Origin of the sequence: Pantoea anthophila (assembly GCF_026104315.1) — a bacterium.
GTDB classification, from domain to species: domain Bacteria; phylum Pseudomonadota; class Gammaproteobacteria; order Enterobacterales; family Enterobacteriaceae; genus Pantoea; species Pantoea anthophila.
Window position 1 is genome coordinate 620,393 of the sequence record NZ_CP110473.1, and the last position, 26,169, is coordinate 646,561.

Consider the following 26,169-nt stretch of genomic DNA (forward strand, 5'->3'; position numbering starts at 1 on the left):
AGGCCGGACGGCCTTCGCTGACAATCATGAAAAATTACAGATAAACCACAGAGAAAGTGACGTTACCGTCAATAGGCACTTCTTCCCCACTCGGGTAGGCATCCGCTTTCTTCAGAATCATTCTTGACGCAATGGAATAGGAGGCTTTAGTCATGGCTGCCGGGGTGGTGCTATTGGCATCCGCCGCCAGGGTAAAATAGCCGTTTTTAGTCAGCGTTGCGGGTGCTGTAGCCGTCACATGAGTGAGAGACCATGCCGCTTTATCGCTACTGGTCAGCACATTGGTATTCGCTGCACCGTCGGCGGTTGCGTCGGTAATCGCCAGTGCCATCGCCCCCACGTGTCCCTGAGCGCTGTCTGTCCCTAAGCCGAAAATGTGTGCATCTGATAAGCCTGAAACGGTTGCTTTCATCTCTTCAGACATGTTCGCTAGCGTCATGGCACTTGCCGCACGGTTATCTGTGGTCTGAACGGCAATCGCGACAGGCGCTTCACAATCCACATTCAGGGTAACGGTGTTGCCCTGTTTAACATTGCTGTCCTTCAGCAGTGTCGCTGCGGCGATGGTGCCAAGATCAATGCTTGCAGAGCTTAATGCCACACCACAGGCGGCTGGAGTGATGGTACCCGTGATGGAAAGGGTCGCAGATTCTGCAGCCTGAGCCGCAAAACTGACGGACGCCATCGCGGCAATAATGGCGGTGCTTAATAATAATTTTCTCATATTATCTCTCTTATCAGATTTGTTATAAATGAGCAGTTCTGAACAGACCGAACGCTCTCTTTGCTGTGCGGAGTAATCAGCGTGCAAAGTGATAATGAATAAGAGATATGAGGCGCATAATATTCTTATCCCTTAAACTGAGCACACTGATTAATCGCCTTCTCCTGATTTTTAATTTTGATTCAGGAAGGTCAGGCTAACATAGAACTTTATTAATGGTTTAGTTAACGAATAAGTAAAGTTGTCTTCATTTGCAGATAGTTGTTTATGGTGTATTTGATGCGTTATGGGTTTTTTACTTTAATATTGAATTTATGATCGAGCCATAACAGTAATGCGAAAATGATAATAATAAAGTTGCCGGTAATCTTGGTTTTTAAAATAGGGGAAAGCGGGAGTAAGAAATTGCGAGGGTGTCGTTTTTTTCAGCTCATTGCTGAAATGGGGTGAAGATGCGGCGGATGATGAACAGAAGTTTGCTGGCAGGCATAGAACCGGTCGCTGTGCTGCAATCTGCTGTGACACAGGAGCGCCTCTGCTATCCCTGCTTACCTGTCTCTATTGCAGTCATGCAGGGCATACCGACAGAGGCGAACTGAAACTTCCTTTAGCAGGGAATCAATGAGGCAGTTTGAAGTGGTTTAATTACTTACGAGAGTGCGTTTTAACGGCGAATAGAGTGCGATTGCCTGCTTTCCTCTTTCTGCTTTGTATTCGAAATGTTGTGATCGGTTGTTATCCTGCAGATAGGTTTGTAATCAAGACCTGAGATCTTCCTTTTGTCTTTGACTGGCTTTTTATCCCGCTTTCCTGAGGATACTGGCCAGCTCACCAGCAAATCTGCGAGCATTTCGAGTAAAGGATGCATCTGTATCGCTCCGTTTTCATCGTTGTGAACCCAGACTATCACTCTTCATCATAATCAATGAAGTGACGTTGCTGCTGTCTCTATAGCATTCGCATCAGGTGAGAAGAGGATCGCTGCCAGACTTCTCACCTGGATAAACACGCCCGTCCTGTTAAGACTCATGATAGCAAACACATCCATTGCCTGGCATCATTAATGGCGCAGACAAGGCACAGCAGGGCACAACAGGTTCGGCAGTGTAAAAGTTTGATAGTGCAACTCTGCAGGATATTATATGGCCGGAAAAAGCTGGCGATTAACCGCTTTACCTCGGTCGGGCCAGTTTATGTACCCTGTCTGCCTCCCGCGATACAGTAGTCTTACTGGCTCATTTAAAGCACTTCCTGCACAGTGGCTTTGCATCTTGCTCTATGTTTTCTTCAGGACAAGCGCCAAACTCATCGGTTTTTTTTGACTATAATTTCTGTATAATGACGCGCCATTAAAAAAGGATGATTACTAATGGCGCTATCACAATATTTAAAATTAAAGATCACAGCAGATAAGAAGATTGCCGATGCTTTCAGTAAGGGATTGCAGGGAGTAGGAAATGCTGCCAGAGAGAATTTAAGCGACATATATTCGGGTACAGAACGGCTTTCATGGCGCACTTCCTGCCTTACAGATAAGTACAGAGATGTTTGCAGCGAATTAAATCTTGAAGATAAACGAATGTTTCTTTCTGTCTATGAAGCGTACAAAAGAAAAGATGTCTTTTTAGATATGTTTCAACTCTACACTGCCTATCTGTTACGCGATCAGGATGCAAGAAAACTGGAAAACCCTGACTCTCCAATACAGAAAAAAGTCATGTCTATTGCTGGATTCGCTGCTAACGGCAAAGCATCGAAAGTCACAAAACTTGCTATCTCATATGCAATGGCTAAAGGAATGGCAGAAGCCGCGCCAATTTCTATAGCTATCAGAACGGCTATAAATGGTACCAGCTATATTGCTTTATCAGGATTAGGTTTTTATGGGAAAGTGCAAAAATCGGCTATGGCTGCGCGACGTCTCCACTCAACCAACCCTTTATTTTATCAGGCTCTTTACAAAAATAATCTTGAAATGCTCTATATTTATATTGAGAAAGTCATCAACACTTTTAATATGAAATTAAGTGGAAGAACATCGCCAACTGAGCAGGATATTATCAGGTTACTGGATGGTATAAAATGAGTTTCTTAACGAAGTTTATATTGAATATTGCTATTGATTATGCGCCTGTATTACTGGTGATTATTTCAGGGGTGTTTTATGTGGTATTTTTTCCAGATTACTGGGGAAGGCTATTGCTAATCACTATCGCCGTAATATTCGTATTGAGCGTTAAGGTTTTCAATAAAATACAGTTCAGATCTAAAAGAAAATAGTGAAAATTATTGGTGCTTAAGGGGGTGTATATCAAAAATGAGTCATCTTAACCACTATGAAGTGATTGCAGGTGATGCGACTTCCAGGTCCGTTAATGCCCCTCTGTATGGCCCGGCAGACGTTAACCTTATTATAGCCGCGAACTGCTGGCGCGCTCAGGTTGGTAAAGTCGCGCCAGAAGCAGAGTTATAAACAGGAAGTTGTCTGATTGATTATACGCCAGGCAGATTAGTTTTCTTTCAGCATCTAAAAGAGAATGGCGTTGGCTTCTGATCAGACCGCGCTCATGATGATGTTTTCTGGATTGTGATTTCTGCCCTTGTTTCTCTTTCGCAGGGTCTCCTTTATCTACAGGAGATGGTAAATCACATTCTGGTTGATATTAGCTTCATTGCTACAGATGACAACATGCCGCTGTTCTGACTCTGTGCAGGAGAGTGCATGTCTATGCTGCATGAGTCCGCACGATCCCATAAGGATCGTTGACGCTTCGGCCCGCCAGTACTGGCGGGCTTTTTTTTATGTCATGCACCTGCATGAAAACCGCTGCATAAAGCGGGCAGGCGTGGCGGGGATACGAGCGCGCGCCAGAAATGTTAATTGTGTTTTTAAATCTAACAATTTTTAGATATTGTTTCTTAACCATCAAAAGGAGGTAACTAAAAATGCAAAGAACGATTTTTTACTCATGGCAGTCAGATCTTGATTCAAGAGCTAACAGAAATTTAATCGAAGATGCTTTAAAAAAAGCAATGAAAGCAATAAAAAAAGATGATAGTGAAAGCATTTACCCTGTATTAGATAGAGACACAAGTGGGTTACTAGGATCACCATCTATTAGTGAAAGTATTTTCAACAAGATTTCACTGGCAGATATATTTGTTGCAGATGTTTCAATAATAAATGCACAATTATCCGGAAGAAAAACAGCAAATCCAAATGTGCTTATTGAACTGGGTTATGCAGTATCACAATTGGGCTGGGATAGGGTAATAATGGTACAGAACACATTTTATGGTTCACCCGAAGAACTTCCTTTTGATCTTAGAGGACGAAGGGTTATAGCATATTCACTTGATCCTTCTATCGAGTCAAAATCAGAAGCTAAAGGTCAACTTCAAGGCAGGATTGAATCAGCTTTGAAGGAGTCTCTTAACGATTCTAAGCTGGGTTCTATTTCCTCCGGTCAGGATGCCTTAATTTGGTGGGGGAAATGGTTTTCAGAGCAAAGAAGAAGCTATGGTGGTGAATTATTTATAAGAGAAACTTCTTCTAACGGATTTTTGTTTGATTTAAAAGTCACAAACGGAGCACATATTGGAGAGATAATCGGAGAGGCTGTCTTTGTTTCCAGAGATTCAGCATATGCGCGCATAAGGGAACCCGATGGGATAGGTTTTGGGGAACTAAGTTTCAGACGTAGCATTTTTGAGGGAAGAAGATACATTAAAATCAACGAAAATGTTAGTTGTCAGTACTGGCGCGGGATGGGAGCGACGTTCAATTGTGAGCTTCGGTGCGACGAAGATCATTTATTTGCTTTTGGATTTGCCAATGAAATGGAACTTCAACGTTTATACCAAGTAATGGGACAGCATTACTTTGAATTCAAGAGGGTTATGGAAGGAATTGGAGAGAGAGAGAATCTAGATACTTTCATTGGAAGAGCGTATGAAGGAGGGGTGCGAGGACTATATACATATAATGAAGGCGCAGTTATCTTTGGTACGGAAGGGGAGGTATGGGTGGCTTATCTGAATGATGAAAAAATAAGATATTTCACTAATGTACAAAAGTGGAAAGGACAGCTACCAAAAACGTTCCTAAATTGGATGAGTCGTTTCCCTCAAGTTCCAGTCGTTTATGATAACTATGTTTCTACACTTCCTGAATCTTCCAGTTTTTAATTAATTCCCCGTGACTTTTTTGTACGGGGATAAATTAATGATGTTGATGCAATAATGTGGGTATTTGATTTCTATATATTTTTTAATCTATTCGATTTTATAGGGTGAAAACTTTATTATTTCATCACCCAGCCAATCATTCAATTTTTCAAAACGCTTTTGGAGTGATATGAGTTCGTTACGCACGAACACGCGGCTGGCTTTTTCCACGTCACCGAATCCGCCAGTGTTATTTCGGATGAACCCATCAGCTGCGGCGGTACGCGGTGCTCCGCCATCATGTCATCACGGCCCACGTTATTGATGTTCAGAAATTCATCCTTTGCCGCCACCTCTGACAGGGAGATGGTCTGGATGCCGTCCTTTTTCCCGTTCGGGCTGTACATAAACAGGTTGCGGAAGTTGCCAGGGCCTTTTGCGCTTTTCATGGCGCTGCGGATATTATCCACGTCCCGCTGGCTCTGCGGCGGATCGATCATGTACATGATGAAACCGGTATCGCTGCCGTTCAGATAATACTTGCGGCGAAACAGCGTGGCTGCCTCGTTCAGCAGCGCCGGAGGAATAGCTGGTGGGTAGGGCCGTAAAACTCCTGATTGATGCCCGGCTCCATCAGGTGAAAGATCATGCTGCTGGCAAACTCATACGGCTCCATGTTAATGCCGTGATGTGCATACCTGTATGTATCCGGGGCCAGGCCGCGCCGGGTGAATATCGCCAGCAATGGTTCCAGCTTCAGCTCCTGAGAAACCGAACAGCAGCATGTTACCGAGGCGACTAATCCTTTTCTCAAGAGAGGCACTACCGTAAATCAGATGATCCAGCTCAAAACGGGTGAAAGAGCGTTAACTCAGTTGCCGATAGCCGTATGGTACGAAAGGTGGTGGTAACAGAGAGGAAGATGAAATTCTGCCGCCATTTTACCGCCAATAGCAAAGGCGGCCAACAAAAAAGCCACCCTGAAAGGTGGCTTTAATTTGCTGATTTAACAGCTAAAATTTGGTGGCCCCTGCTGGGTTTGAACCAGCGACCAAGCGATTATGAGTCGCCTGCTCTAACCACTGAGCTAAGGGGCCAGCGGAGCGGGGATTATAAAGTATCTCTTCAGGGCGATCCAGCACTCCGCCATCGGTTGCTGAAATAAACAGCAGCGATTTACCTGCTGATTTCTATAACAAAACTGGCGAACGGCGTTAGCGAAGTTTTAAAACAGCGTGGAAAATGCGACGCCGTGCCTTTAGCGAAACTGGACATCAGGCTGCAGCAGTCGTGTGCTGCCTCTGTCATGTCGATAGCGGAACGCGTTGAGTCCTGAAGGCTGGAATGTACTGAGCGTAATCACTACTATCTTAGCCAGAGATTACGTGGCAGAGAGCACAGGACGTTCTATGGAGAAGCAGAGCAGCAGAGCGCTTACGCCACAGCGTAGCGACAGCAGGGCGGGAAAGGCATGAGTGAACACGCTATCCGCGACATTATCACTCCGGGGCTTGATGTGCTGTTCTGCGGCATTAATCCCGGCCAGTCAACCGCCCATCAGGGCTTTCACTTTGCTCATCCCGGCAACCGGTTCTGGAAAGTCATCCATCAGGCCGGATTCACCCGGGAGCAGTTGAAACCGGAAGAGGAGCAGCGCTTAACCGAAACCGGCTGCGGTATCACCATGCTGGTTGAGCGACCCACGGTGCAGGCGAGCCAGCTTGCCACGGATGAACTACGTGAGGGCGGCAGACGCCTGATGGAAAAGGTGCTGAATTACCAGCCCGCCGCGCTCGCCATCCTGGGTAAGGATGCGTTTCGTCATGCCTTTCAGCAGCGCAAAGTGGAATGGGGTAAGCAGCCCGTCTTTATGGGGAAAACCCAGGTGTGGGTGCTGCCAAATCCCAGCGGCCTTAATCGCGCCTCACTGGAGGAGATGGTCGAAGCTTATCGTCAGCTTTACCGGGAGCTGCATCCGGAGGAGAGCAGGGCAGGGGAGTAGCAGGCATAAAAAACCCCGGCGAACCGGGGTTTTTGTCGGACTTAATCGTCGAGGAAGCTACGCAGCACTTCCGAGCGGCTCGGATGGCGCAGTTTACGCAGGGCTTTGGCTTCAATCTGACGAATACGCTCACGCGTTACGTCAAACTGTTTGCCCACTTCTTCCAGCGTATGGTCGGTGTTCATATCGATACCGAAACGCATGCGCAGCACTTTCGCTTCACGCGCGGTCAGGCCAGCCAGTACGTCATGGGTGGCAGAACGCAGGCTCTCTGACGTAGCAGAATCCAGCGGCAGCTCCAGCGTGGTGTCTTCGATAAAATCGCCCAGATGTGAATCTTCATCATCACCAATCGGCGTCTCCATCGAGATCGGCTCTTTAGCGATTTTCAGTACTTTGCGAATTTTATCTTCTGGCATCAGCATGCGTTCAGCCAGCTCTTCCGGCGTCGGCTCGCGACCCATCTCCTGCAGCATCTGGCGCGAAATACGGTTGAGCTTGTTGATGGTCTCAATCATATGCACCGGAATACGGATGGTACGTGCCTGGTCCGCGATAGAGCGGGTAATCGCCTGACGGATCCACCAGGTCGCATAGGTCGAGAACTTGTAACCACGGCGATATTCAAACTTATCGACCGCTTTCATCAGGCCGATGTTACCTTCCTGAATCAGGTCGAGGAACTGCAGACCGCGGTTGGTGTATTTCTTGGCAATTGAAATAACCAGACGCAGGTTCGCTTCCACCATCTCTTTCTTGGCGCGACGCGCTTTGGCTTCACCGATCGACATGCGACGGTTGATATCTTTAACCTGCTCAATGGTCAGGCCGGTCTCTTCTTCGACCTGCGCCAGCTTCTGCAGGGAACGCATAACGTCATCCTGCACTTCCAGCAGCTTCTCAGACCACGGCTTGTTCATCGCCAGCGCCGCTTTGAACCAGCTCTCATTGGTTTCGTTGCCGGTGAACAGGGTGATGAAGTTTTTCTTCGGCATTTTGCACAGCTCAATACAGAGCTTCATGATCAGACGTTCCTGGGTACGGACACGTTCCATCATGGTGCGCATGCTGCCTACCAGGTAATCGAACTGCTTCGGTACCAGGCGGAACTGTTTGAAGACGTCAGAGAGGTTCTGGATTTCAGCAACGGCGGCGGCATGGCTGCGACCTTTGCTTTTGATCACGCTGCGGGTGGTTTCGTACTGCTTGCGCAGATCGGAGAACTTCTCGCGCGCCAGTTCCGGGTCGATGGAGTTATCGTCCTCGGAGTTGTCGTCTTCGTCTTCGTCTTCATCCTCGTCGTCGTTACGATCGGCTTCAGACAGCTCGGAGCCCACGTGCGTAGCTGTTGGGGCCAGATCTTCTTCTGCGTTAGGATCGACGAAACCGGTAATCAGATCGGAAAGGCGTGATTCACCTGCTTCAACTTTGTCGTACTGATCCAGCAGGTAAGTAATCGCTTCAGGGTATTCGGCAACGGAACACTGAACCTGGTTGATACCGTCTTCGATACGCTTCGCGATGTCGATTTCGCCTTCGCGCGTCAGCAGTTCAACGGTACCCATTTCACGCATGTACATGCGAACCGGGTCAGTCGTACGCCCGATTTCAGATTCAACGCTGGATAACACCTGAGCGGCAGCTTCCGCGGCATCTTCGTCAGTATCGGAGCTGTTTTCGTTCAGCATCAGATCGTCGGCATCAGGGGCTTCTTCAACCACCTGAATACCCATGTCGTTAATCATCTGGATGATGTCTTCGATCTGATCGGAGTCGACGATATCTTCCGGCAGATGGTCATTGACCTCAGCATAGGTCAGATAGCCTTGCTCCTTACCACGGGTGACAAGAAGCTTGAGCTGTGACTGCGGGTTTTGCTCCATAAGACGGTATCCACACTTCTGTTAATTAGATTGGTGTCGGTCGGCAGCGAGCCAACAATAGCAGTGAAGGCCTTTAATTCTTGCCGCTGCCTTCGTCGCGGCGTGGGCTTTGCCCATCAGTAATCGGCACTTAAGCCGCGTGTATAAATCGTTGGTGGTACAGGCCTGGCTTAACGCCCACGGCCTTAAAACAGCCACGCCGCCCTCCATCAGAACGGGCAGCGTGCTAAATTATTTTCGGGCAAACGCCTGACTGAGTGTCCAGAGCTCACGGCGCTCATCGGCGCTCAGTCCCTGGGTGCGTTCACGCGCTATCAGAAACTCCAGACGCTCTTCCAGAGCTGAGTCGTAGACGCTGGCCAGCGAGTCCTGAAACACCGCTTCGGCTTCTTCATCTACTATCATGTGGTTCCAGATCGCCAGCGTTTCAAGCGTCTGACTAAAATTTGTTCCGCGATATAACTCTAGTAGCTGTCCGGTGGTCAATCCAGGATTCTCATTACAGCGACCGACTAATTCAATAAACAGCGGTAAACCCGGCATTTTTGACTCAGACAGCCCGTCAAGCGAAGGCACCATCGACGCCAGCTGCGGGTTCTGAATCAGTAACGCAATCAGCACGCGCATGGTGGTACGCTTAAGCGGCGGGGCAACCGGCGCCGTTCCGCTTGTGGCCAGCTTTGGCATCAGCTTTTCAAGCTGATTGTCATCGAGAATACCCAGTTTATTCCCCAGCTCCTGACGCATATAAATACGTAAGGTCTCACCGGGGATCTGCGTAATCAATGGTAAAGCCAGCGTACTGAGGCGCGCTTTACCGTCGCGTGAGCTCAGATCCACCTGCGGCAGCAGGCTATCAAACAGAAACGAAGAGAGCGGCATTGCCTGCTCCATCCTCGCCTCGAAAGCGGCTTTACCCTCTTTGCGAACCAGCGTATCCGGATCTTCGCCATCGGGTAAAAACATAAAGCGTAGCTGACGACCATCATTCATGTAAGGCAATGCGGTCTCAAGCGCACGCCATGCCGCTTCACGTCCGGCCCGGTCGCCGTCGTAACAGCAGATCACGGTGTCGGTACTGCGGAACAGCAACTGAATGTGTTCAGCCGTGGTGGAGGTGCCCAGCGACGCAACGGCATAATCGATGCCATACTGCGCCAGCGCAACCACGTCCATGTATCCCTCGACCACTAACAGGCGGGCGGGTTCAGGATGATTTTTTACTGCTTCATACAGGCCATAGAGCTGGCGGCCTTTATGGAAAATCGGTGTTTCCGGCGAGTTCAGGTATTTCGGCGTTTCGTTACTCAGGACACGTCCGCCAAAACCGATGACGCGGCCACGCTTATCGCGAATCGGAAACATGACGCGGTCGCGAAACCGGTCATAGGTACGGCCTTTGTCATTGCTGACCAGCATGCCCGCTTCCATCAGTGACTCGCGGTCTTCGGATTGCTTGCCAAAACGCTTGAGAACGTTGTCCCAGCCGGCGGGGGCATACCCTATCGCAAAGTGATCGATGATTTCGGCGCTCAGACCACGACGATCGAGATAGTCGCGGGCTGGCTGCGCGCTGGACTGCTGCAGGCTCTGCTGATAGAAACCGTTCAGGCTCTCCATCAGCTGATACAGGCTCTGGCGCTGATGGCGTTCCATCTGGCTGGGCCCGCTGCCTGCTTCATAAGGCACGTCTAAACCGTGGGCGGTGGCTAACTCTTCGATACTCTCAACAAACTCCAGACGATCAAAGTTCATTAAAAAGTCGATGGCATTGCCGTGTGCGCCACAGCCGAAACAGTGATAAAACTGTTTTTCGCCGTTTACGGTGAAAGAGGGGGTTTTTTCATTGTGGAAAGGACAGCACGCGTGGAAATTCTTACCCTGCTTTTTCAGCTTAACGCGGGCATCGATAAGATCCACGATATCCGTGCGGGCAAGTAAATCGTTGATAAATACGCGTGGAATTCGTCCAGCCATACGCCCCGGTTTTTCAGCTCATAAACGGCAACAAGCCGCGCTTCCTTTCGGAAAGCACGGCCTTTTACTTGACTCTGTCTGCGTGAATCACGCGGTGGAGGCGGACCTCCGGAACGACTTAGTACAGACGAGTGCGGCGTGCGTTTTCGCGAGCCAGTTTCTTGGCGTGACGCTTAACTGCTGACGCTTTAGCGCGCTTACGTTCGGTAGTCGGTTTTTCATAGAACTCACGACGACGAACTTCAGCCAGAACGCCTGCTTTCTCGCAAGAACGTTTGAAGCGACGCAGTGCTACGTCAAATGGCTCGTTTTCACGTACTTTAATTACCGGCATGTAACTCTCACCTCGATAAAATTCGGTTTTGCTGCTGACTGCGGCGCCAGCACATTTCAAAATGGTGCAGCATTTTACTCCAACCCAGGTTGGTTTGTAAAGCACCATGGACAATTTGAAACCAACAGGAGCGTTTGCCTGTGCGGCTGCCGGTTTTTCCAGGGGCGGGAGTATAGCGCACTCTTTAGCCGACAGAAAATGACTTTTTACGCGGGATGGCCGCGCTGCATCTCCCATTGCTGTGATAAACTGCGCGCCGCAAGAATGAGGTGATGCAATGCGAATTCTGGGTATTGAAACGTCGTGCGATGAAACCGGCATCGCAATCTATGATGACGAGGCCGGATTACTGGCTAACCAGCTCTACAGCCAGGTTAAAGTGCACGCAGATTATGGCGGTGTGGTGCCGGAACTGGCCTCACGCGATCACGTGCGTAAAACCGTGCCGCTGATTCAGGCGGCGCTGAAAGAAGCCGGTCTGGCACCACAGCAGATCGACGCGGTGGCTTACACCGCCGGGCCAGGGCTGGTCGGGGCGCTGCTGGTCGGGGCGACGATCGGTCGCGCACTGGCGTTTGCCTGGAAAGTGCCGGCGGTGCCGGTTCACCATATGGAAGGTCATCTGCTGGCTCCGATGCTGGAAGAGAATCCACCGGCATTTCCGTTTGTCGCGCTGCTGGTGTCGGGCGGACATACTCAGCTGATCAGCGTCACCGGCATCGGGGAATATCTCCTGCTGGGTGAGTCGATTGATGATGCGGCAGGTGAAGCCTTTGATAAAACGGCGAAGCTGCTGGGTCTCGATTACCCGGGTGGGCCGATGCTGTCGAAAATGGCGCAGCAGGGCACGGCGGGGCGGTTCACCTTCCCGCGTCCGATGACCGATCGTCCGGGGCTGGATTTCAGCTTCTCCGGGCTGAAGACCTTTGCCGCGAACACCATTCGCGCTAATCCGGATGACGATCAGACCCGAGCCGACATCGCCCGCGCCTTCGAGGATGCGGTGGTGGACACGCTGGCGATCAAATGTAAGCGCGCACTGGATGAGACCGGCTTTAAGCGTCTGGTGATTGCGGGCGGCGTCAGCGCCAACCGGACGCTGCGCGAGCAGATGGCGATCATGATGCAAAAGCGCGGCGGTGAAGTCTTCTACGCCCGTCCTGAGTTCTGTACCGACAATGGTGCGATGATCGCGTATGCGGGCATGGTGCGACTGAAAGGAGGAACGCGCGGGGGGTTAGGCGTCAGCGTGCGACCGCGCTGGCCGCTGGCGGAACTGCCTGCCATCTGATGTGAAAAAAGCCGGCTTGCCGGCTTTTTTTATGGCTGAGATTTCTTTTTACGCTTCCAGATCTTGCCTTCCTGTCCCCGCCACAGCCGCTGAATATTATCGTGATGACGCAGCAGGATCAGACAGGAGAGCATGGAAACCGGGAAGGTGAACTGCGGTTTGAACCACCAGACGTAAAACGGCGCGATCAGCGCGCTGACGATAGCGCCCAGTGACGAGTAGCCGCTGAGCAGAACCGTTAACAGCCAGGTGCCGGTGACCAGGCCGGTCAGATCCCAGCCAATGGGCGCGATGGCACCGAATGCCGTCGCCACGCCTTTTCCGCCACGGAAGCGAAAGAACACCGGATAGATATGACCCAGGCAGGCGGCAATCGCGGTGAGGCCAAGATAAAGCGGGGGAACGTGCATCAGCCAGGCCAGCCAGACCGGCACCATTCCTTTCAGCACATCAAACACTAATACGGTGGCGGCTGCGGCTTTACCGCCCAGGCGCAGCACGTTGGTCGCCCCCGGATTGCCGGAGCCGTGCGTGCGGGGATCGGGCAGGCCAGCGACTTTACAGACCAGAATAGCACTGGAAATCGAACCGCAAAGATACGCGAAAATAATCATACCAAGCGCGAAAGCACTCATAACACCGTACCGTTCCCTTCAGGGTCGTTTTGATCTCTTCAACCGTGGATAATACGCATAATCCGCCGGAAGTGGTATCCGGCTTAGCCAAAAACAGAGAGTCTTATCATGGATATCGTATTTATAGAACAACTCACGGTGTTCACCACCATTGGCGTTTACGACTGGGAACAGGGCATACAGCAGAAGCTGGTGCTCGATGTCGAAATGGCCTGGGATAACCGGCTGGCGGCCAGCAGCGACGATGTGAAGGACTGCCTCAGCTATGCCGATGTCTCCTCGGCCATTCTGACGCATCTGACCGGCAGCCGTTTCGCTCTGGTGGAACGGGTTGCTGAAGAAATTGCGGATCTGTTGATGAACCGTTTCAATTCGCCTGGCGTACGCATAAAGGTCAGCAAACCGGGCGCTGTGGCCCAGGCGGCGCAGGTTGGCGTGCGAATCGAGCGCGGGACTATTCCTAAATAAATACGATGTGATTGCCATCACAATGAAACCAAACCAAATTACTGTCTGTCATAGCCTGTACCGATGCGTTACAGCAGGCGAATCGGTTAGACCTTAAGGTTTACTTCAGGCTAACAGCGGCATGATTTCAGGCGATAGCAGCGCGCTACCGCCTTTTTAATGGTTTTGAAACGGATAGAGGGAACATTTGATGGCAGATATTCATCAGCTTTGGGTAGCTGCAATCCTGGGCGTTGTGGAAGGGCTGACCGAATTTTTACCGGTCTCTTCCACAGGGCACATGATTATAGTGGGTCACCTGCTGGGCTTTGAGGGTGAAAAAGCCGAGACCTTTGAAGTTGTGATCCAGTTAGGATCGATTCTGGCCGTAGTGGTGATGTTCTGGCGCCGTCTGTTCGGGCTGATCGGCATCCACTTTGGCGAAGTGAAACATGAGGGTGTCGGCAGCGGTCGTCTGTCGCTGATCCATATTCTGCTGGGCATGGTGCCGGCGGTCGTTGTGGGTCTGGTACTGCACGATCAGATTAAAACGCTGTTTAATCCGATCAACGTGATGTACGCGCTGGTGGTCGGGGGTGTGCTGCTGCTGGCCGCCGAGTTCCTGAAGCCAAAACAGCCGAAAGCCGTGGGCGTTGATGATATTACCTATCGTCAGGCGTTTATGATTGGCTGCTTCCAGTGCCTGGCGCTGTGGCCTGGCTTCTCCCGTTCCGGTGCCACTATCTCTGGCGGGATGCTGATGGGCGTGAGCCGCTATGCCGCGTCGGAGTTCTCCTTCATCCTGGCCGTGCCAATGATGATGGGCGCGACCGTGCTGGATATGTACAAGAGCATCGGCTTCCTGACGATGGCCGATTTCCCGATGTTCGCGGTGGGCTTTGTGACGGCATTTATCGTGGCGCTGATTGCGATTAAAGCCTTCCTTGAGCTGATCAAACGCATCTCTTTTGTCTCGTTCGCCATCTACCGCTTTATCGTCGCGGCAGCGGTCTACATGGTCTTCATGTAAACCGCAGGCAGACTGCTAGTCAGTCTGCCCGATCGCCAGACCCTGCGCGACGGCGTCAACCCGTCGTCGCGTTAACTCCTCCCGCACTTCCGCACCTTTAAATCCCGCCTCGATCACGGTTTTAGTGGGAACCGCCTGCGCCAGCGCAAAAGCGCGACGCAGATAGTCACCCTGCGGATAGGCCATACTCTCCAGCCCGGCACGCCCGCGTGCATCCGCTTCACTGGTCAGCGCCATCTGTTCGACGCGCTGCGGCTTACGCCACGCATCAATCCGGTCGAACAGCGCCACCAGCGACGCCGCGGATTGCCGCTCAATGGTGTGCACCACGTCGTGAAATTCGGTCACGATCAGGGCCAGATCGCGAATCGCGTTGGGCACCCGTAGCCGCTGACACAGCGCCTCAACCAGCGGCACACCCGCCAGACCATGACCATGATGGCTGGGCCAACGCTCAGGCGGCGTCAGTGCCTTACCGACGTCATGGAACAGCGTGGCGAAGCGCACCTCGATCTCTCCGGAGAGCGCGGCAGCCATCGCCAGCGTCATCAGCGTGTGGACGCCGGTGTCGATCTCCGGGTGCCACTTCGCAGGGGCCGGGATGCCAAACAGATTGTCCAGTTCGGGGAAAAGCACCTTCAGCGCACCGCAGTCGCGCAGTACCTGAAAATAGACCTGCGGATTACGGGTGCTCAGTGCTTTTTCCGTCTCCTTCCACACCCGCTCAGCCGTAAGATTTGCCAGCTCTCCGCTCTCTGCCATCTGCTGCATCAGCTGCCGGGTTTCAGGGGCGATACGAAAGTTGAGGTGAGCAAAGCGCGCCGCAAAGCGCGCGACCCGCAAAACCCGCAGCGGGTCTTCACTGAAAGCCGCAGAAACATGGCGCAGCAGGCGCTGAGCGATATCACGCTGGCCGTTGTAAGGATCGACCAGCTCGCCATGCTCATCCTGCGCAATAGCGTTAATCGTCAGATCGCGCCGCTGTAAGTCCTGCTCCAGCGTCACGTCGGGAGCAGACCAGGTCACAAATCCGGTATAGCCTTTCCCGTTTTTCCGCTCGGTTCGTGCCAGCGCATACTCTTCGCGGCTGACAGGATGCAGGAAAACGGGAAAATCGCGACCGACCTGCTGATAGCCCTGCTCCAGCATGGCTTCAGGCGTGGCACCGGTCACCACCCAGTCTTTGTCTGTAACCGGCAGATTCAGCAGCGCATCACGCACCGCACCGCCAACAAGAAACGTCTTCACGTAAAACTCCAGAGAAAAAGAAATGATCGGCACGCCGGGCGCATCCCGCGCCTGAAATCAGCGGTGCATCTGGTTTTATTGTTGCACAGATTGCCCGGATTGCAGACATGCCAAAGGGGGGATCGTCTGATCCCCCCTTTAAAACCGGCAGAATGCGGTCAGTTCATCCAGCGATCGCTTTTCTTGCGGCGCGGCAGCATGTGCGGCAGTAACAGACCCAGCAGCAGGCCGACGCCCAGCACGCCGCCGCCATACATAAACCACTGCATGATGATGGTACGCTGCTTGTCATCCAGCTGAACGTTGGCGGCGCTGACTTTCTTCTGCGCGACGATCAGTTCATTTTTCAGCTTCTGATTTTCGTCTTTCAGCCCGTTGATGACACCGTCGCTGCTGGCGACTTTGTTCTGCATCTCGGCGGTGCGCTGGTTCCAGCTGTTGTCGATGTTATCCAGCTTGGCGGTCAGATCTTTGACCTGCTGCTCAAGCTGCGGCACCCGGGTGCGCAGGCTCGGATTTGCGCTGAGCTGCGACAGGGGGATCCAGGTGGTGCGGCCTTCCGAATCGCGGATCTGGCCATAATGGGTATCATTGTTGGTCTGTAACAGCTGTACCTCTTCCCCGGCATTCAGCTTACCGAGCAGGCGGAACTGGTCGCCGGGGCCGCTGCGCACCCAGGTCGAGAGTTCATCAGAGACATAGCGTTTTTCGTCGGCGTGGGCAGGTGCAAGGGTGCTGAGGGCCAGCAAAGTGATTCCAGCGAGTGTGATTTTTTTCATTCGATTTCGTTTGGCTTAATCTGACTAAAAATTTACCGGCACAGTCTGGAGAGGCCCCGCATAAATCTGAATGAGAACTATCCTGGTCTCATGGGAGTGCGAAAAGGTCTGCAAAGCGCAAAGAAAGCAGAGACAGCGCCGCTTCTGTGCATTAATCTTCGCCTCATAACCCCTTGCCCTCAGGCGACAGCGTAACCAGCCTGCTGTTAATCGCCTGAAATATGCAGGAAAAACCCTCTTAAGTGCCAGCGGCGTAGTGAATAAAAAATTATGACCATCGAAATCGAACTAAAGTTCATTGCAACTCCACAAGCGGCCGGGAAACTGGCTGAGTACTTCTCCACTTTGCCGCATCAGCATCAGGCGGCCCGTGAACTGACCAACATCTACTTTGAGACCGATGACAACCAGCTGCGACGCTGGGACATGGGCTTACGCATTCGTGGCATCGATAAACAGTATGAGATGACCCTGAAGGCCGCAGGGCAGACGCTGGGCGGACTGCATCAGCGCCCGGAATACAACGTTGAACTCAGCGAACCGGTGCTCGATATTGCGCGCCTGCCCGCCACGATCTGGCCGCAGGGCACCGATGTCGCGGCGCTCCAGTCGCGCTTACAGCCGCTTTTCACCACCCATTTCCAGCGCGAGATCTGGCTGATTACCGCTGGAAACAGCGAAATTGAAGTGGCGTTTGACCAGGGCGAGGTGTCGGCCGGTGAGTTTAGCGAACCGCTGTGCGAGGTCGAGCTTGAGCTGAAGCGTGGCGAACGTCAGGATTTGCTGACCTTTGCACAGCAGCTGGTGGCGCAGGGGGGACTGCGGATGGGCAGCCTGAGTAAAGCCGCCCGGGGTTATCAGCTGGCGCAGGGGAATCCGCCGCGCCTGATCAAGCCGTTCCCGCTGCTCAAAGCGGGGGCGAAAGCCACCGTGGAGCAGGGGATGGTCGCCGCCATGTCGGCTGGCCTCAGCCACTGGCAGTATCATGAAGAGGTCTGGCTGCGGGGCAACGCGGCAGCACAGGATGCGGTGCGCGAAGCGCTGGATCTGCTGCGCCAGGCGTTCAGCCTGTTTGGTGCGCTGGTGCCACGCAAAGCCAGCAGCGCGCTGCGTCAGCAACTGACCACGCTGGAAGAGACGCTGGTGAATGAAGAGCAGGCCGCTGCTGCCTTCTGTCTCTCTTCACTCTCCGTTGAGACCCAGCTGGCTCTGACTCACTGGCTGGCGGAATCTCAGTGGCGTCAGTGGATCGACGCCAAAGGGGAAACCAAACTACAGGGCTCCTTTAAACGCTTCAGCGACATTATGCTGAGCCGCGTGAATGCCGATCTGAGAGAGACCTTCAGCACGGTGAAACAGCCGAACGAATATCAGGACAAGGCGACCCGTCTGGCGCGTCAGCTGCTGACGGTTCACCTGCTGGCCGGATCCTACGCGCCTGAAACCGTCGCCAGCTGGCTGGAACCCTGGCAGCAGCTGCTGTCAGCCATTCATGAAAAGCAGGAGTCGGGCTTAGCCTGGCTGGCCTCGCAGGCAATGAAACAGTCGCCGTTCTGGCTCACCAGCGGCACAGGCCGCTAACCGCTTTCAGGTCACGCCATCAAGGAGGGCGTTATGTTGTCAGCACTTCCCGCATTGTTACGCGATCAGGCCGAAGAGGCCGCCCGACAGCTTGGGGTGCCGCTGGCCTCGCTCAGCCCGGTGGAGGCTGCCGGGCTGGCTTTCAGTGATTTCGTGCTGGAAAACCTGCAACAACATCCCGACTGGTGGCAGGCGATGCGCGACCAGCTGCCGCAGCCTGATGAGTGGCAACACTATTCCGCGTGGCTGAACCAGGCGCTGAGCACGGTTGACAGTGAAGCGAGCCTGATGCGGGAACTGCGGCTGTTTCGTCGTCGTATGCTGGTGCGGGTCGCCTGGATGCAGGCGCTGCAACAGGCGACGACCGTACAGAGCCTGCAGCAGCTCAGCGTGTTAGCGGAAGTGCTGATCAGCCGGGCGCGTGACTGGGTCTGGCAGGCCTGCTGTCATGATTTCGGCACACCCTGCAATGCCGATGGCGAGGCACAGCCGCTGCTGATCCTGGGAATGGGCAAGCTGGGCGGCGGCGAACTCAATTTCTCCTCTGATATCGACCTGATTTTTGCCTGGCCAGAAAACGGCACCACGCGTGGCGGACGGCGTGAACTCGACAACGCGCAGTTCTTTACCCGCATGGGGCAGCGGCTGATCAAAGTGCTCGATCAGCCCACCATGGATGGCTTTGTTTATCGGGTGGATATGCGGCTGCGCCCCTTTGGCGACAGCGGCCCGCTGGTGATGAGCTTTGCCGCGCTCGAAGATTACTACCAGGAGCAGGGGCGCGACTGGGAGCGCTATGCCATGGTCAAGGCGCGGCTGATGGGCGATGACCAGGATCGCTGGAGCCTTGAGCTGCAGCAGATGCTGCGGCCCTTTGTTTACCGGCGCTATATCGACTTCAGCGTGATCCAGTCGCTGCGTAACATGAAAGGGATGATCAGCCGCGAAGTGCGGCGACGCGGACTGAAAAATAACATCAAGCTGGGCGCGGGCGGCATTCGCGAAACCGAATTTATCGTGCAGGTGTTTCAGCTGATTCGGGGCGGACGTGAGCGCTCACTTCAGCTGCGTGCGCTGCTGCCAACGCTGGAGGCGATTAAAACGCTGGCTCTGCTCCCTGCTGAACAGGTCGATGCGCTGCGCGAGGCCTACCTGTTTCTGCGGCGGCTTGAGAATCTGCTGCAGAGCCTGGGCGATGAGCAGACACAGACCCTGCCGGAGGATGCGCTGCATCGCGCCCGGCTGGCATGGGCAATGGATTGTGCCGACTGGGGGACGCTGATGACGCAGCTCGACAGTCAGATGGCGGCCGTACGCACTATCTTTGACGAGCTGATTGGTGAGGACACCCCGGAAATCGACGACCAGCGTGAGCTGGCGGAGTTTCAGGTTCTGTGGCAGGACCAGCTGGAGGACAGCGAGCTGGCTCCGCTGGTGCCGCAGCTCAGCGACGAGCAGCGGCTGTCGCTGCATCAGACGCTGGAGGCTTTTCGTCAGGACATCAGCCGGCGCACCATCGGCCCGCGTGGCCGTCAGGCGCTGGATCAGCTGATGCCGCGGCTGCTGAGCGAAGTCTGCCTGCGCGAAGACGCGGCGGTCACGCTCAGCCGCGTGACGCCGCTGCTGCTTGGCGTGCTGACCCGCAGCACCTATCTGGAGCTGCTCACCGAATACCATGGCGCGCTGCGTCATCTGATCCGGCTATGTGCCGCCTCACCGATGGTGGCCAGCCAGCTGGCACGTCACCCCTTGCTGCTGGATGAACTGCTCGATCCCGCCACGCTCTACCAGCCCACCGCCACTGACGCCTATCGTGACGAACTGCGACAGTATCTGCTGCGTATTCCCACCGAGGATGAAGAGCAGCAGCTGGAAGCGGTGCGGCAGTTTAAACAGGCTCAGCATCTGCGTATTGCCGCCGCCGACATCGCGGGCACGCTGCCGGTGATGAAAGTGAGCGATCACCTGACCTGGCTGGCGGAGGCGATTATCGACTCCGTGGTGCGGCAGGCGTGGACGATGATGGTGCAGCGCTATGGCCGCCCCTCGCACCTGACCAGCGAACATGAGCGCGGCTTTGCCGTGCTGGGCTACGGCAAGCTGGGGGGCTGGGAGCTGGGTTACAGTTCTGACCTCGATCTGGTCTTCCTGCATGACTGCCCGGCAGACGCGGTGACTGACGGCGAGCGCAGCATCGATGGCCGTCAGTTCTATCTGCGTCTTGCTCAGCGCATCATGCATCTGTTCAGTACCCGCACCGCCTCCGGCATTCTCTATGAAGTGGATGCGCGGCTGCGTCCTTCCGGCGCGGCGGGCATGCTGGTCAGTACTTTTGACGCCTTTGACGACTATCAGCGCAACGAAGCCTGGACCTGGGAGCATCAGGCACTGGTCCGGGCGCGCGTGGTATTTGGCGAGGCGGCGCTGGGGGAACGCTTCAATGCCATTCGCCGGGCGATCCTCTCGCAGTCGCGCAGCGCGGAAGCCCTGCAGACCGAAGTGCGTGAGATGCGTGAAAAGATGCGCACTCACCTCAGCAACAAGCACAAAGGTCGCTGGGATATTAAAACGGACGCGGGCGGCATCACCGATATTGAATTCATCGCGCAATATCTTGTCTTACGCTACGCCGCTGAGCAGCCTGAACTCACACGCTGGTCAGATAATGTGCGCATTTTTGAGCTGATGGCGACGTACCACAAAATGGCCGCCGATGAAGCGGAGGCGCTGACGCAGGCTTACGTTACCCTGCGCGACGCCCTGCACCATCGTGCGCTGCAGGAGCTGCCTGGCCACGTGGAGCCAGAGGCCTATGGCGCGGAGCAGCAGACGGTGCTGAGCAGCTGGCAGCGCTGGCTGGTAACGCCTGCGTCTATCCTGGCGTGATGCTGATAGCACAAATCGCAACTGTGCTATCATCCGCGCACTATTTTTAATGCAGTCTGGAGTGTCTGGAATGAAAGTGACTCTGCCCGCGTTCGGTCAAGCCTCAGTGCTGGTCGTCGGCGATGTAATGTTGGACCGCTACTGGTATGGCCCAACCAGCCGTATCTCCCCTGAGGCACCGGTGCCGGTGGTGAAAGTGGACACGGTTGAAGAGCGTCCTGGCGGCGCAGCAAACGTGGCGATGAACATTGCAGCACTCGGTGCCGCGTCACGCCTGATTGGCCTGACCGGCGAAGATGATGCGGCGCGCGTGTTAAGCAGCACGCTGAAAGATGTCAACGTACACTGTGACTTCGTGGCGGTTAAAAGCCATCCGACCATCACCAAACTGCGCGTGCTTTCCCGCAATCAGCAGCTGATCCGCCTCGACTTTGAAGAGGGCTTTGATCAGGTCGATCCGGAACCGATTCATCAGAAGATGCGCGAATCCCTGGTGGCTGCCGGTGCGCTGGTGCTATCCGATTACGCCAAAGGCGCGCTGGAAAGCGTGCAGACCATGATTACTCTGGCGCGTGACGCCGGTGTGCCGGTTCTCATCGACCCGAAAGGCACCGATTTTGCCCGCTACCGTGGCGCGACGCTGCTGACGCCAAACCTTTCAGAATTTGAAGCCGTGGTCGGCAAATGCAAAAGCGAAGAGGAGATTGTCTCGCGCGGCATGCAGCTGATTGCCGATTTCGATCTCTCTGCGCTGCTGGTGACCCGCTCCGAGAATGGCATGACGCTGCTGCAGCCAGGCAAAGCGCCGCTGCATCTGCCGACTCAGGCGCAGGAGGTCTATGACGTGACCGGTGCCGGCGATACGGTCATTGGCGTACTGGCGGCGGCGCTGGCGGCAGGCGATTCACTGGAAGAAGCCTGTTTCCTCGCCAATGCAGCGGCCGGTGTCGTGGTCGGCAAACTGGGAACCTCGACGGTCAGTACCGTTGAGCTGGAAAACGCCATTCATGCCCGACCGGAGCAGGGGTTCGGCATCATGACGGAAGCGCAGTTAAAAGCCGCCGTTGAGATGGCGCGCCGCCGCGGTGAAAAAGTGGTGATGACCAACGGGGTGTTCGACATTCTGCATGCCGGCCATGTCTCTTACCTGGCGAACGCCCGCAAACTCGGCGATCGGCTGATTGTCGCGGTTAACAGTGATGCGTCAACCAAACGTCTGAAAGGGGAGAGCCGTCCGGTCAATCCGCAGGAAAACCGCATGATTGTTCTCGGTGCGCTGGAAGCGGTCGACTGGGTGGTGCTGTTTGAAGAGGATACCCCGCAGCGGCTGATCGCCAGCATTCTGCCTGACCTGCTGGTCAAAGGCGGCGATTACAAGCCGGAAGATATCGCGGGCAGCAAAGAGGTGTGGGCAAATGGCGGCGACGTACAGGTGCTGAACTTCGAAGACGGTATCTCAACCACCAACATCATCAAAACCATCCGCAGCAGCTGACAGCGGTATTAAGCGGGAGCCGTGCTCCCGCTTAACGGCTTATTCTGGCTTGTTATCCGCAGCAGGTTTCACCACATCGGCAGCCGGTGTTGATACCGGTGCTGCTGCAGGGGAGGTCGCTACGGATGACGGCGGGGTAACCGGCGCAGCAGGGGCAACTGGTGCGGTCGCGGTCGGCGGCGTACCTGCTGATGAACCCTGACTTTCCAGCTGAGCCAGACGCTGCTCCAGTGCCGCCATTTTCTCACGCGTACGCAGTAACACCTGCGTCTGCACATCAAACTCTTCACGGTTAACCAGATCCATCCGGGTCAGCTGCGCCTGGAGAACCTGACGAATTTTCTTTTCGACATCATCGCCAAACTCGCGAACGCCTTTAGGCATCGCGTCGTGAACCTGGCGGGCAAGTTGTTCAATTTTTTTCGTGTCGATCATGATGATTTCCTGGTTACGGGAGCTGTGTCAGCGTGTTTACCAACGTAATAAGTGTTAAGTGTAATGCCAGAAATGAAAAGGATAAACCTCAAATCGGTAACGCAGAAAATGCAAAAGCAATTGCGCTATTGATGATTGCCGCTACAAACGATCGGCGTTATAGTTGATTTGCTTATTCTCAGGGCGGGGCGCAATTCCCCACCGGCGGTAAATCAGCTCAGCTGAAAGCCCGCGAGCGCTTTATTCCACTGAAAAGCGGGGTAAAGGACAGCAGATCCGGTGCAATTCCGGGGCCGACGGTTACAGTCCGGATGGGAGAGGGTAACGACACCTGTCGGACAATTGTGTCTGCATCACGTTATTGCCACGTCTTTTTGACGTCACTCCTAAGCATGCCCTGATTCTGGTAACCCATACATTTTAAGGTTTTTATTACCATGAATCAGACGCTACTTTCTGAATTTGGCACGCCTCAACAGCGTGTAGAACGTGCTATCGCCGCCCTGCGTGAGGGACGCGGTGTGATGGTACTCGACGATGAAAATCGTGAAAACGAAGGCGATATGATCTTCGCCGCAGAAACCATGACCGTTGAACAGATGGCCCTGACCATTCGTCACGGCAGCGGCATCGTGTGCCTCTGCCTGACCGAAGAACGTCGTCAGCAGCTCGACCTGCCAATGATGGTGGAGAACAACACCAGCTCGTTTGGCACCGGCTTCACGGTGACCATCGAGGCTGCAGAGGGCGTTACCACCGGCGTTTCTGCTCAGGACCGTATTACCACGATCCGTGCGGCGATTGCTGATGACGCTAAACCCACCGATCTGCATCGCCCTGGCCATGTCTTCCCGCTGCGTGCGCGTGAAGGCGGCGTCTTAAGCCGTGGCGGTCATACCGAAGCGACCATCGATTTAGTGACGCTGGCCGGCTTTAAGCCCGCAGGCGTACTGTGTGAACTGACCAACGACGACGGCACTATGGCGCATGCGCCTGAGGCAATTGCGTTCGCGCGTCAGCACAACATGCCGGTGGTGACCATTGAAGATCTGATTGCCTGGCGTCGTGAACACGAGACGCGTCACGCCAGCTAATCGCTGACCGTCAAAAACAGGTCACGCATCGTGACCTGTTTTCCTTTCTGAGTTATTCAAATTTTCTGATAATCATCATCACGCTTATCAGCGTGCTAACGTCGGGAATGCGCGTATCGTAGTGGCTATCACCTAACCGATCCCGGGGGATCACGAATGAGCCAGTTACGCATGCCGGCGCTGTTTTTGGGCCACGGCAACCCAATGAATGCCCTTGAAGAGAACCGTTATACGGCCGCCTGGCGCCATGCAGGTGAGACTCTGCCACGCCCGCGGGCGATTGTGGCGGTCTCTGCGCACTGGTATACGCGCGGTACGGCGGTAACGGCGATGGCTTCCCCCAGAACCATTCATGATTTTGGCGGCTTTCCGCAGGCGCTGTTTGACACCCGCTATCCCGCACCGGGCTCGCCTGAGCTGGCGCAGCAGCTGGTGGAGCAGCTGGCACCGGTGGCGGTAACGCTGGATCATGAATGGGGATTCGATCACGGTTCCTGGGGCGTGCTGATTAAGATGTACCCGCAGGCCGATATTCCGGTGGTGCAGCTCAGCATCGACGGCACAAAACCTGCTGCATTTCACTTCGGGATGGGGCAGAAACTGGCCGCACTGCGCGATCAGGGCGTGATGATCGTCGCCAGTGGTAACGTGGTGCATAACCTGCGTAAGGTACGCTGGGGAGGCGGAGACGAGGTCTATCCCTGGGCCAGCCGCTTTGAGCAGTTTGTCCGCGATAACCTTGAGGTGCAGAGCGATGCCGCTTCCCATCCGCTGGTGAACTTTATGACGCATCCTGATGCGGCGCTGGCGAACCCGACGCCTGAGCACTATCTGCCGCTGCTCTATGTGCTGGGTGCGCGTCAGCCGGATGACGCCATCACCCTTCCGGTTGAGGGTATGGAGATGGGTGCCATCAGCATGTTGTCGGTTCAGGCAGGTTAGGTCGACGCTGAGAGGAAACAGGCCAGAGGCTGGCCTGTTCTTGTCGCGCTGTGTTAACCGATAAACGCGTGCGGATAGAAACGTGAAAGATCCTGAGTGATCAGCTCGCGATCTTCACGCAGGCCGATACCGGCGGGTTGATCGTCAATCAGCCAGCTGCCGATCAGCGTGTAGCTGTCACCAAACTTAGGCAGCGGATGAAACTGCTGGACGATCATTCCCTCTTCACCGTAAGGCCCGTCGACGCGGGCGATCTCCTGACCCTTCTCGATGATGCGGATGTTCGCGCCCTCGCGGGAAAACAGCGGCTTAACCACATACTTTTCCATCGGCGGGACATCATCTTCCGCAAACCAGGCGGGCAGCAGATTAGGGTGATTCGGGAACATCTCCCAGAGCATCGGCAGCAGGGCTTTGTTCGACAGAATGCTCTTCCAGGCCGGTTCGAGCCAGCGCACGCCAGCATCAGCCAGCTTGGTGGAGAACATCTCACGCAGCATGAATTCCCACGGATAGAGCTTAAACAGGTTGCTGATCACCTGATCCTGGGCATCGGTAAACTCGCCTTTTTCTCCCAGGCCAATTTCATCAATGTAGAGAAATTCAACCGGTAGACCCGCTTCGGTCGCGCAGTCCTGAAGATACTGCACCGTGCCGCGATCTTCTTCGGTGTCACGGCAGCAGGCGAAATGCAGCAGGTTAAACCCATGCTGCTGATGCAGGGTGGCAAAGCGCTCGATCAGTTTTTCCTGCAGGCTGTTGAACTGATCGCTGCCAGCCGGGAGCTGTCCGGCATTTAGCTGGTCTTCCAGCCAGAGCCACTGGAAAAAGGCCGCTTCATACAGCGAAGTCGGCGTATCGGCATTGTTCTCCAGCAGCTTGATGTCGCCTTTGCCATCCCAGGCGAGATCGAGGCGCGAATAGAGCGAGGGCTGACGCTGACGCCACGAATCCCGCACAAAATCCCAGGTGTGCCGGGGAATGCGGAAGCGGGTCAGCAGGGCTTCACTGTTGGCCACTTTTTCCACCACCTGCAGACACATCTGGTGCAGCTCAGCCGTCACCTCTTCCAGATGATCGATTTGCGCCAGCGTGAACTGGTAGTACGCCTCTTCGCACCAGTAGGGCTCGCCATGCATGGTGTGAAAACGAAAACCGAACTCGGTGGCTTTTTCGCGCCAGCCCGGACGCTCTGAAATGGCAATGCGTTCCATCGGGG

General features: G+C 54.3%; 20 protein-coding genes, 1 tRNA gene, 1 pseudogene and 1 riboswitch. Of the genes and pseudogenes, 11 read left to right on the plus strand and 11 right to left on the minus strand.

Annotation, left to right across the window (positions count from 1 at the left end; translation table 11 throughout):
- Nucleotides 1-34: 34 nt before the first annotated feature.
- A complete protein-coding gene (locus OJ965_RS05555) occupies nucleotides 35-724 on the minus strand; it encodes a DUF1120 domain-containing protein (RefSeq protein ID WP_265138175.1) in 690 nt (229 codons plus the stop codon).
- 1,369 nt (nucleotides 725-2,093) lie between these two features.
- Between OJ965_RS05555 and OJ965_RS05560 the strand changes: the two genes are divergently transcribed.
- Nucleotides 2,094-2,810, plus strand: a complete 717-nt coding sequence (locus OJ965_RS05560) for a hypothetical protein (RefSeq protein ID WP_154929166.1) — start codon at nucleotides 2,094-2,096, stop codon at nucleotides 2,808-2,810.
- Between the two features lie 860 nt (nucleotides 2,811-3,670).
- Nucleotides 3,671-4,912, plus strand: a complete 1,242-nt coding sequence (locus tag OJ965_RS05565; protein ID WP_265138176.1) for a nucleotide-binding protein — start codon at nucleotides 3,671-3,673, stop codon at nucleotides 4,910-4,912.
- Between the two features lie 87 nt (nucleotides 4,913-4,999).
- Here the strand turns inward: OJ965_RS05565 and OJ965_RS05570 are convergent.
- Nucleotides 5,000-5,757: pseudogene (locus OJ965_RS05570) on the minus strand (phage portal protein); the annotation flags it as partial.
- A gap of 155 nt (nucleotides 5,758-5,912) precedes the next feature.
- Nucleotides 5,913-5,988 (minus strand) — tRNA-Ile (locus OJ965_RS05575).
- A 374-nt stretch (nucleotides 5,989-6,362) separates the two neighbouring features.
- On the opposite strand from OJ965_RS05575, the gene mug reads away from it, so the two are divergent.
- On the plus strand, nucleotides 6,363-6,893 hold the full coding sequence (mug, locus tag OJ965_RS05580; RefSeq protein ID WP_058956436.1) for a G/U mismatch-specific DNA glycosylase: 531 nt from the start codon (nucleotides 6,363-6,365) through the stop codon (nucleotides 6,891-6,893).
- A 41-nt stretch (nucleotides 6,894-6,934) separates the two neighbouring features.
- Here the strand turns inward: mug and rpoD are convergent, their stop codons facing one another.
- The 3 genes from rpoD to rpsU form a co-directional block, all read right to left on the minus strand.
- Nucleotides 6,935-8,776 carry an RNA polymerase sigma factor RpoD gene (rpoD, locus tag OJ965_RS05585; protein WP_009087305.1) on the minus strand — a complete coding sequence of 614 codons (1,842 nt, stop codon included), beginning with the start codon at nucleotides 8,774-8,776 and terminating at the stop codon, nucleotides 6,935-6,937.
- Nucleotides 8,777-9,007: 231 nt separating this feature from the next.
- Nucleotides 9,008-10,753, minus strand: a complete 1,746-nt coding sequence (dnaG, locus tag OJ965_RS05590; protein ID WP_009087304.1) for a DNA primase — start codon at nucleotides 10,751-10,753, stop codon at nucleotides 9,008-9,010.
- 118 nt (nucleotides 10,754-10,871) lie between these two features.
- Nucleotides 10,872-11,087, minus strand: coding sequence for a 30S ribosomal protein S21 (gene rpsU, locus OJ965_RS05595; protein WP_001144069.1), 216 nt, complete (start codon nucleotides 11,085-11,087; stop codon nucleotides 10,872-10,874).
- A 277-nt stretch (nucleotides 11,088-11,364) separates the two neighbouring features.
- Between rpsU and tsaD the strand changes: the two genes are divergently transcribed.
- Entirely contained in the window at nucleotides 11,365-12,378 is a 1,014-nt protein-coding gene (tsaD, locus tag OJ965_RS05600) for a tRNA (adenosine(37)-N6)-threonylcarbamoyltransferase complex transferase subunit TsaD (RefSeq protein ID WP_140924915.1), read from the plus strand.
- 29 nt (nucleotides 12,379-12,407) lie between these two features.
- On the opposite strand, the gene plsY is transcribed toward tsaD, so the two are convergent.
- Nucleotides 12,408-13,013 carry a glycerol-3-phosphate 1-O-acyltransferase PlsY gene (plsY, locus tag OJ965_RS05605; protein WP_009087302.1) on the minus strand — a complete coding sequence of 202 codons (606 nt, stop codon included), beginning with the start codon at nucleotides 13,011-13,013 and terminating at the stop codon, nucleotides 12,408-12,410.
- Between the two features lie 108 nt (nucleotides 13,014-13,121).
- Between plsY and folB the strand changes: the two genes are divergently transcribed.
- The gene (gene folB, locus OJ965_RS05610; RefSeq protein WP_010249061.1) at nucleotides 13,122-13,481 is read left to right on the plus strand and encodes a bifunctional dihydroneopterin aldolase/7,8-dihydroneopterin epimerase; all 360 of its coding nucleotides are present in this window, start codon (nucleotides 13,122-13,124) and stop codon (nucleotides 13,479-13,481) included.
- A 190-nt stretch (nucleotides 13,482-13,671) separates the two neighbouring features.
- The gene (gene bacA, locus OJ965_RS05615) at nucleotides 13,672-14,490 is read left to right on the plus strand and encodes an undecaprenyl-diphosphate phosphatase (RefSeq protein ID WP_009087300.1); all 819 of its coding nucleotides are present in this window, start codon (nucleotides 13,672-13,674) and stop codon (nucleotides 14,488-14,490) included.
- Nucleotides 14,491-14,505: 15 nt separating this feature from the next.
- Here bacA and OJ965_RS05620 read toward each other — a convergent pair whose 3' ends face one another.
- A complete protein-coding gene (locus OJ965_RS05620) occupies nucleotides 14,506-15,738 on the minus strand; it encodes a multifunctional CCA addition/repair protein (RefSeq protein ID WP_265138200.1) in 1,233 nt (410 codons plus the stop codon).
- A 158-nt stretch (nucleotides 15,739-15,896) separates the two neighbouring features.
- On the minus strand, nucleotides 15,897-16,517 hold the full coding sequence (locus OJ965_RS05625; RefSeq protein WP_009087298.1) for a TIGR04211 family SH3 domain-containing protein: 621 nt from the start codon (nucleotides 16,515-16,517) through the stop codon (nucleotides 15,897-15,899).
- A 270-nt stretch (nucleotides 16,518-16,787) separates the two neighbouring features.
- Here OJ965_RS05625 and OJ965_RS05630 point away from each other — a divergent pair, with 270 nt between their 5' ends.
- The 3 genes from OJ965_RS05630 to hldE all read left to right on the plus strand — a co-directional run bounded on the left by OJ965_RS05630 (nucleotide 16,788) and on the right by hldE (nucleotide 22,479).
- Nucleotides 16,788-18,098: a CYTH domain-containing protein gene (locus tag OJ965_RS05630; RefSeq protein ID WP_046102563.1), complete on the plus strand. Its 1,311-nt coding sequence runs from the start codon at nucleotides 16,788-16,790 to the stop codon at nucleotides 18,096-18,098.
- A gap of 33 nt (nucleotides 18,099-18,131) precedes the next feature.
- Nucleotides 18,132-20,984: a bifunctional [glutamate--ammonia ligase]-adenylyl-L-tyrosine phosphorylase/[glutamate--ammonia-ligase] adenylyltransferase gene (glnE, locus tag OJ965_RS05635; RefSeq protein WP_265138204.1), complete on the plus strand. Its 2,853-nt coding sequence runs from the start codon at nucleotides 18,132-18,134 to the stop codon at nucleotides 20,982-20,984.
- A 70-nt stretch (nucleotides 20,985-21,054) separates the two neighbouring features.
- Nucleotides 21,055-22,479, plus strand: coding sequence for a bifunctional D-glycero-beta-D-manno-heptose-7-phosphate kinase/D-glycero-beta-D-manno-heptose 1-phosphate adenylyltransferase HldE (hldE, locus tag OJ965_RS05640; RefSeq protein WP_009087295.1), 1,425 nt, complete (start codon nucleotides 21,055-21,057; stop codon nucleotides 22,477-22,479).
- 39 nt (nucleotides 22,480-22,518) lie between these two features.
- Here the strand turns inward: hldE and ubiK are convergent, their stop codons facing one another.
- Nucleotides 22,519-22,914: a ubiquinone biosynthesis accessory factor UbiK gene (gene ubiK, locus OJ965_RS05645; RefSeq protein WP_009087294.1), complete on the minus strand. Its 396-nt coding sequence runs from the start codon at nucleotides 22,912-22,914 to the stop codon at nucleotides 22,519-22,521.
- A gap of 170 nt (nucleotides 22,915-23,084) precedes the next feature.
- Nucleotides 23,085-23,241: riboswitch (FMN riboswitch) on the plus strand.
- A 110-nt stretch (nucleotides 23,242-23,351) separates the two neighbouring features.
- On the opposite strand from ubiK, the gene ribB reads away from it, so the two are divergent.
- Both ribB and ygiD read left to right on the plus strand, forming a co-directional pair.
- A complete protein-coding gene (gene ribB / locus OJ965_RS05650) occupies nucleotides 23,352-24,008 on the plus strand; it encodes a 3,4-dihydroxy-2-butanone-4-phosphate synthase (RefSeq protein ID WP_009087293.1) in 657 nt (218 codons plus the stop codon).
- A gap of 156 nt (nucleotides 24,009-24,164) precedes the next feature.
- Nucleotides 24,165-24,950 (plus strand): 4,5-DOPA-extradiol-dioxygenase, encoded by a 786-nt coding sequence (gene ygiD, locus OJ965_RS05655; RefSeq protein ID WP_265138208.1) that lies wholly within the window; start codon nucleotides 24,165-24,167, stop codon nucleotides 24,948-24,950.
- Nucleotides 24,951-25,003: 53 nt separating this feature from the next.
- Here ygiD and OJ965_RS05660 read toward each other — a convergent pair whose 3' ends face one another.
- Nucleotides 25,004-26,164 (minus strand): glutathionylspermidine synthase family protein, encoded by a 1,161-nt coding sequence (locus tag OJ965_RS05660; RefSeq protein WP_265138210.1) that lies wholly within the window; start codon nucleotides 26,162-26,164, stop codon nucleotides 25,004-25,006.
- Nucleotides 26,165-26,169: the final 5 nt, after the last annotated feature.